Below are 6,250 nucleotides of genomic sequence, written 5' to 3'. Positions count from 1 at the left end.
AGCCGAACGGCTGCGAATACGGCAGGAGAAAGCCAGACCGCTGCTTCAAATCTATGAAGCGTGGCTCAAGGCAAAGCTCGAAACGCTGTCGTCGAAGTCCGATACGGCCAAGGCGATCAACTATACGCTGAACCAGTGGAGCGCACTGACGTTGTACTGCGAAGACGGTACGCTAGAGATTGATAACAACATCGCCGAGAACGCGCTGCGTTGTGTAAGCCTGGGTCGGAAAAATTTTTTATTCGCCGGTTCAGACAGCGGCGGCGAACGGGCAGCCGCGATGTACGCATTGATTGGCACTTGCAGACTGAATAACGTCGATCCGCGTGCCTACCTCGACTACGTGCTAACCCATATCGCCGGTCATAAAATCAATCGCATCGACGAACTCCTGCCTTGGCGTGTGGCCGACAAGCTGCACACACCAGGCAGTCCGCCAGATCCCTCTACCTGATTGGCAATTCCAGTCACCATCTTGCCTTACGCGCACGCGAATGGACGAACGGCCCAGCTGAGCCGCTTACGAATCTATTCCACGGTCAGCGCCAATACTTATCGTCGCGGAGGGTTGAGTAGGCGCCGCGATCCTGATAGGCAAGATGATCGCGTTGATAAAGTGGATGCCCGCCTCTAGCGAAAACGTCTTAATTTTTTGGCGGAAGCGCCGTTATTCAGATGTTAGGGTAGCTTCTCAGCTCATTATGCAATCGTCATTGAAACGTCTTCTGTCGCCAATTGTCAATCGGACCACGTCTGAGAATGCTATAACGAATGCAGATCGCATGGCGCTATGCGCACATGTGATGGACAACATCCGTGAAACCCTGCGGCAATTCCGGGGTGATGCTTCCTACCTCGATTCGCCAATTTCCCCTCTGCAACGACCGGCCGATTTCCGTTGTGACCTAATGGATTTTGTTGACCCGGAGATGCGCCTGCGCGACTACATTAGTGCGGTCAGTCGAGTATCCGCTGAGTGGCGCGTAGAACTCGACAGGGAGCATCCGATTCGCGGCGCCTTTCCTGCAGCCATGAGGACTCACTTGTTCGCGGAGTATGACGTCGGTTGGGATGCCTATTGCGCGCATATGCGAAAGCAGCTCTCGTGGTTCTCGTAATCGAGGGGCATCCCGCCAACCGATCGCTATGACGGTTCCTGGATAGACCCCAGTTTCAAAAATCCCAATAGACGGAAGCAGTAAGTATGAGCGATTTGTTCAGCCTCAAAGGCCTGATTACCATTACTGTCAGCAGTCTGATTTCCATCAAGACACTGCGACTCAACGTGAAAGTGAGTCGCGACATCAACGTTCAAGGTTCCGGAAACATTGTCATCGTAAACAATGCGCTGGCACCGATCCAGAAAAGCTTCAAACTACTGTGGCAGATGTTGGTTCTGCTGATTGCATTTACCTATCCTATTCTTGGGCCGTTGTACAACTCCGTCCTTCAGACCTTTGCCCTGATCGGAGTGCCAATCGCGTTCATCTCACTTATCGTGACGATGCGCGCATACGGGGCTTATCGCATATGGGACGTGTTCTACGTCTTGGGCGCGGCGATCGCCTGTTGGCTGGCGTATAGTGCGAATCTGTATCTCGTCAATACTGCGGCAAACGCTTCGCAAATCTACCCGATGGCGAAGTCGCTTTTAGGATATGGCTTGCCAATAGCAGGCCAATGGTCTACGTGGCTGGGCGTGGTCCTCCCTCTTGCATACCGTATCCTCACGGTCGTGGGTTTTGCTGCCTTGTTTCTGTCGTTGCTCTATCTTGTCTTTGCGTACCTCACCGAACGCAATTTCGATGGCGCCGCACGTTTTTCCCTGCACTACTTGATAATGTCGACCGTTGGCTTCCTCGCTGCATGTGACGGACTGACGGCGTTGATGGTTCGCGACTTCGCGTACCTCGGGCGGCTGATCGGGACCGCTTGGCCGTTCTGATGAATTGCGCCTTCGATGCCGCGGCGCGTGTACTGCGGTGATACGTATAGACCTACGAGAAATTTGGGTGGCATGCGGGCTCATCAGGCTCGTCCATGCCACCGTCCTGCCATACGACTCGATCAGTCACCGTGAACTTGCTTCCCGTCGTCGGTCATGGCCTTTCCGTCGTAGACGTATTTCTTCGTCCTCTTTGCGACGCGCTTCTGTTCCGCCTCGGAGGCCGCATCGCCAACGAAGTCGGGCATCGTGACAATTAGCTTGCCCGATTGGGTCGAGACTTTCGGCAGATCGGAGCACGACCCGAACTCCGGGCCGACCGTGTAGCTGCCTTCCGACAGAATGACCCAGTGATACAACGCCGGGCACGCGGTCCCTCCATTATCCTGAACCAGTACCGCGCGGCGGTTCTTCATGGCGACCTGTGCGACGAAGCTCAGCGAGTTGTTACCCTGAATCTGCGGGCTAACGGGTTTGCCGTCGAGGAGAAGCACGTTGCTGTCGTTCGTGCTTAGCTTGCCGAATGGCGTCTCCGCGCTCTGGTCGCCGCCGGTGTCGCTCACCATGACCGTGCCTACCGCTGCACCGCTTTCATCGGCTTCCTGTGCGTCAGCGCCTGCATCGCGACTCTCGGCGCTAGAAGCGGATACAGTCGGCATTGACACCGGGGCGACGGAAGATGAAGCCACCGGAGGCTGGTTTGATGCGGCTGCGACCGGCGACGATTGCTGAACTGTTGAGGCTGGCGCGGGCTCGGCCGCATTGGTAGCGTTGGTGGCCTGCTTTGAGCACGCAGCCAAAACAAGCGGAATGGCTGCAATGATGCAGAGGCGGTCGGCGAACGCCCGACGTTTCCGCATGAAGTTCATTTTCCTTTCCATTGGGAGTGACGGACCGTGAGCCCGTCACGCAGTAGTTTTCCAGAGACGTCGAATTTGCTTACCACTTCGGCCGGGCACACGGCGTGCCGCGCCGGTAGCAGGCGTCGTAGTAGTCGGTGATTGCCTTGCCCCGCGCCGGGTTGGTTACGTCGTCTTCAAATACGTCCTGCACCATGGACGCCATGTACGCCTGCGCGAGAACTGGCATTGCGCCGACAAACGCCATCTCCTGCGGTTCCGTCATGCCCTGATTGCGACAGCGGATGAACCGCTCCGCAATCGGCATATTCTGGTCGAGCAGGGTACGGCATGCCGCTGCCGACTTCTTCGCGTCGTTGAATTGCTGTTGCGCCTGCTGCTGGTCGCGTTGCTGCGACGCCCGGTATTTTGCAATGTCCTTTGCGTCCTGATCGGCGACTATCTGCTGCGCCTGTTGCCGCCCCGCAGCTGCTTTCTGGGCCATCGCCGCACGATACGCCGCGTTGTCGTTCTGTTCCTGCTGTTGCGCCTGCTGCTGCATGGCTGCTTGCTGGCTTTGCGCCTGCGCGATCATTCGCTGATCATCCTGCATCGAATCCTGCCCGGCCTGCTGGGACTGGCTCTGGGCTGGCTGGGCCACGGCGTTCTGGACCGAGTGGATCACACCGAGAAGCTGGTTGAGCTGCGCGTTCGCTACTGCGGGCGCAAGGGCTGCAAGAACGATGGTTGAGATTTTCAGGATATTCATGATTTTTGGTTTCCTCGTGGTTTATTTACGGCTTGAGGTGAGGCTTTTCAGGACCCCAAGTCGACGGGGACGAATTGCCTGATGCAGATAGTCTATCGTTAACGCGGTTTATAAGCGTCGTTTAATGGCGGTTTATAAGACGTGGTTTTAGAGGCGTCTCATGGCCATGCTTGAACCCATGAGCGAGAAATCGAAAAGTCGGGATCGACGCAGCCCAGTTGCGACAGCAGTTGGAGCGCGGGTCAAGGCATGTCGGATCGAGGCCGACAAATCACAGGAGGAGTTGGCGTACGGGGCATCCCTGGACCGAACCCGCGTGAGTGCCATAGAGCGCGGAATTGCCAATCCGACTGTCGAAACCCTGGCGACGATCTGTTACGTGCTCGGCATTACGCTTTCGGACCTGTTCGAGCCAATTGCGTTGTCGCTCAAACCATCTGCCGCGCATCGGCGGGATTCGGCGCCGCAACCAAGGCGCCGGGCACTGAGGTAACGCTCATTTGCTACGGCGGATGTAACGGCTTGTCGACATGAATCGATAGCGCAGCATTGACGACAACCGAAAACGTTTCCCCTGCCGTCGCATATTTGCCGTACCGCCACACGCGTCGCGCTTTGCCGGGTTTGCGGTCCGCATAGTCAAGCCGGGCGTTACCCGTCGCGAACGCACCGGGTAGTGACTCAGCAGGGTCGAGGATGAGAAGCGCGTGCGGCTCGAACCTGCCGCCGTGCTCTAATCCCTCTACGCCGATCACAAGTGCCGCATGGTTATGCGACTCTCCGATCACGCGAAAACTCGCAATGACCAGTCGTTTTCGGGCCAGTTCGCGCTCGATGAAGGGGATGACTTCCCGGTGCGAACCGCGCTCGAACAGCTTTATCCTCAGCCCGCAATCGAGCCCGGCGATAAAGTCGGCAAGCTCCGTGAACGTCACGCCGGTCTGGAAAATGTCGGTTGCCTTGCGCCAGATGGCGGCTTCAATCTTTCTCTGCCGCGTCGCAATACGCGCCGGGTCCGCGATGAGGCCAAGGATTTTCAGGGCGCTGGCGAGAGCATGAAGGGCGCAAAGCGAATCCCACGCAGACTGCTGCGAAAAGACTGGAATCGCCGAACCGTCAGCGCCGAGATACAGCCCCGGCCGGATGAGCGGATGAAACCTCTGGACGGTGAAGCCCATCGCCTAATACTCGCTCGGGAGCAGCACTGTCGTGACGCTTCGATCCGCCTCGGTGATGATCCATATTTTTCCCTGGCGCGCGCCCACTTCGTATGAGCTGAGAATCCGCGTGCGTCCGTGCACGGCCCGATCATTGGCGGTGCGGTCCTGCTCATCCAGGCTGCCCCAGTCGCCCCGTTGATGACGGAGCACTAACCGCAAGGGAAAAATTCCGGCTCGGCACATGAGATCGAGCGCACCGGGCGTCATGACAATCTGGCCCAGCGTAAAAAGAGGTGTTTGGTCGTTTTTATACATAATCAGGTTTCCTAAATTATTTGGACGAGCGAGTTCCCCGGCAGGCATACCGGCATCAGGGGGAATCGACGCTGAAAGATGAAACGGGGAGGTGCTGCGGAGGGGTAATTCAGACAATCGGGGTGCAACGGACCGGATTGCAGAGGCGATTCAGGGCGCGTCCCTCAGGCGGCACACAAAATCGGCCAGGCGGTCGTCAGGCGAGAGGAAAAATGCCATTTTTCATGAAAAAATCGGCAAAAAAATTTCCGCACCAGCCGTCCGGCAGCGGAATGTAACACAAATCCACTTATCGGATAAAAAGGGCGCAATCAAAGCGTCTCGACTCTGCGATTTTCCGAAACTTTGGTTACCCGGTGAACTTTTGGGGCGTCTGGCGAACAGGAAAAGGGCCATCCGGCCCGTTTTCCGGTCCGTCAGCGGCTCTGGATCGCTCGGCCAAGGGGTTGGGGTGGGTGGCAGCGGGCAACGCCGCTACGGCCCGATTCCCTGAGATGGAAAGATTTGTAATATTTGGCGCGATGCAACAATTCGGGATTCGAGCCAGTCAGGGGCGAAAAATAGCCGCAATCTGCTTAATTTTTGAGCAATTTTGGCAAAAACAGGCCGTTTCAGGTGCTTTGCATTCCTAAACCTGGCTTTGAGCGGCTACGCGCCTTGCTCGGACGGGGAAAATCAGCAAATTTTCGCATTTCCCCCGGCTGACCGCAGGTGCTGCGCGCGAGACGGACACAAAAACCGTGTATGCCAGCTGCGATCCGTACTGGATTCGGCGGAGGCAGCACGCATGACTGCCCGCTGCCGGGGAGTCGCGCCGGAAAAGCCGTTACGCGGCGCGAAGCCTCTCAGGATGGCGAGTCGGAATCACGCAAAGCTTCATAGGCCTCGACAAGCAGTTTCCCATTGCGCCGGTTTAACGAAGCGTCCAGTTTTTCGGACGCCTGCTTCAAGGTATCGAGTTCGGACTGCGACGCTCGCCCGTCGGATTCGATCGCCTCCGCCTCCTTCCTGAGCCGTCGGCCCAGCTTCGCTGCGCAACGGCTGTCAAGCGTTCCTGCCTGTACGAATTCGGTGATCTGCGTTAAGAGAGATTCCAGCGTCGCCGTCGTTGTCTGCGTCGACCCGACATCGACGTTCTTCGAGGAAGATTTCTTACCCATCTGAGGTCTCCAGGTGGTTATGGCTGGTTGCAGGTTCACACGTCGAGTTCATGCATTGCAGA

At 57.1% G+C, this 6,250-nt stretch carries 9 protein-coding genes; 4 read left to right on the top strand and 5 right to left on the bottom strand.

Going from position 1 to position 6,250, the window contains the following annotated elements; genetic code table 11:
* The 3 genes from BMY06_RS27525 to BMY06_RS27515 form a co-directional block, all read left to right on the top strand.
* On the top strand, positions 1-454 hold a 454-nt coding region (locus BMY06_RS27525), incomplete at its 5' end, for an IS66 family transposase (RefSeq protein WP_143064439.1).
* A 349-nt stretch (positions 455-803) separates the two neighbouring features.
* Positions 804-1,118 carry a hypothetical protein gene (locus BMY06_RS27520; RefSeq protein WP_074986471.1) on the top strand — a complete coding sequence of 105 codons (315 nt, stop codon included), beginning with the start codon at positions 804-806 and terminating at the stop codon, positions 1,116-1,118.
* An 86-nt stretch (positions 1,119-1,204) separates the two neighbouring features.
* Positions 1,205-1,945, top strand: coding sequence for a hypothetical protein (locus BMY06_RS27515; protein ID WP_074986469.1), 741 nt, complete (start codon positions 1,205-1,207; stop codon positions 1,943-1,945).
* A 122-nt stretch (positions 1,946-2,067) separates the two neighbouring features.
* On the opposite strand, the gene BMY06_RS38995 is transcribed toward BMY06_RS27515, so the two are convergent.
* Both BMY06_RS38995 and BMY06_RS27505 read right to left on the bottom strand, forming a co-directional pair.
* Positions 2,068-2,814: a hypothetical protein gene (locus BMY06_RS38995; protein ID WP_124263060.1), complete on the bottom strand. Its 747-nt coding sequence runs from the start codon at positions 2,812-2,814 to the stop codon at positions 2,068-2,070.
* A 70-nt stretch (positions 2,815-2,884) separates the two neighbouring features.
* A complete protein-coding gene (locus tag BMY06_RS27505; RefSeq protein ID WP_074986466.1) occupies positions 2,885-3,553 on the bottom strand; it encodes a hypothetical protein in 669 nt (222 codons plus the stop codon).
* Positions 3,554-3,713: 160 nt separating this feature from the next.
* On the opposite strand from BMY06_RS27505, the gene BMY06_RS27500 reads away from it, so the two are divergent.
* Positions 3,714-4,046, top strand: coding sequence for a helix-turn-helix transcriptional regulator (locus tag BMY06_RS27500; protein ID WP_313903778.1), 333 nt, complete (start codon positions 3,714-3,716; stop codon positions 4,044-4,046).
* A 10-nt stretch (positions 4,047-4,056) separates the two neighbouring features.
* Here the strand turns inward: BMY06_RS27500 and BMY06_RS27495 are convergent, their stop codons facing one another.
* The 3 genes from BMY06_RS27495 to BMY06_RS27485 all read right to left on the bottom strand — a co-directional run bounded on the left by BMY06_RS27495 (position 4,057) and on the right by BMY06_RS27485 (position 6,188).
* The gene (locus BMY06_RS27495) at positions 4,057-4,731 is read right to left on the bottom strand and encodes a hypothetical protein (protein WP_074986464.1); all 675 of its coding nucleotides are present in this window, start codon (positions 4,729-4,731) and stop codon (positions 4,057-4,059) included.
* Between the two features lie 3 nt (positions 4,732-4,734).
* Positions 4,735-5,028 (bottom strand): hypothetical protein, encoded by a 294-nt coding sequence (locus BMY06_RS27490; RefSeq protein ID WP_074986463.1) that lies wholly within the window; start codon positions 5,026-5,028, stop codon positions 4,735-4,737.
* A gap of 845 nt (positions 5,029-5,873) precedes the next feature.
* Positions 5,874-6,188, bottom strand: coding sequence for a hypothetical protein (locus tag BMY06_RS27485; protein WP_074986461.1), 315 nt, complete (start codon positions 6,186-6,188; stop codon positions 5,874-5,876).
* Between the last annotated feature and the right edge of the window lie 62 nt (positions 6,189-6,250).

Origin of the sequence: Paraburkholderia tropica (genome assembly GCF_900109265.1) — a bacterium.
GTDB lineage: Bacteria > Pseudomonadota > Gammaproteobacteria > Burkholderiales > Burkholderiaceae > Paraburkholderia > Paraburkholderia tropica.
The sequence above is the reverse complement of the archived record's forward strand: the minus strand, read 5'-3'. Positions and strand labels throughout refer to the sequence as shown.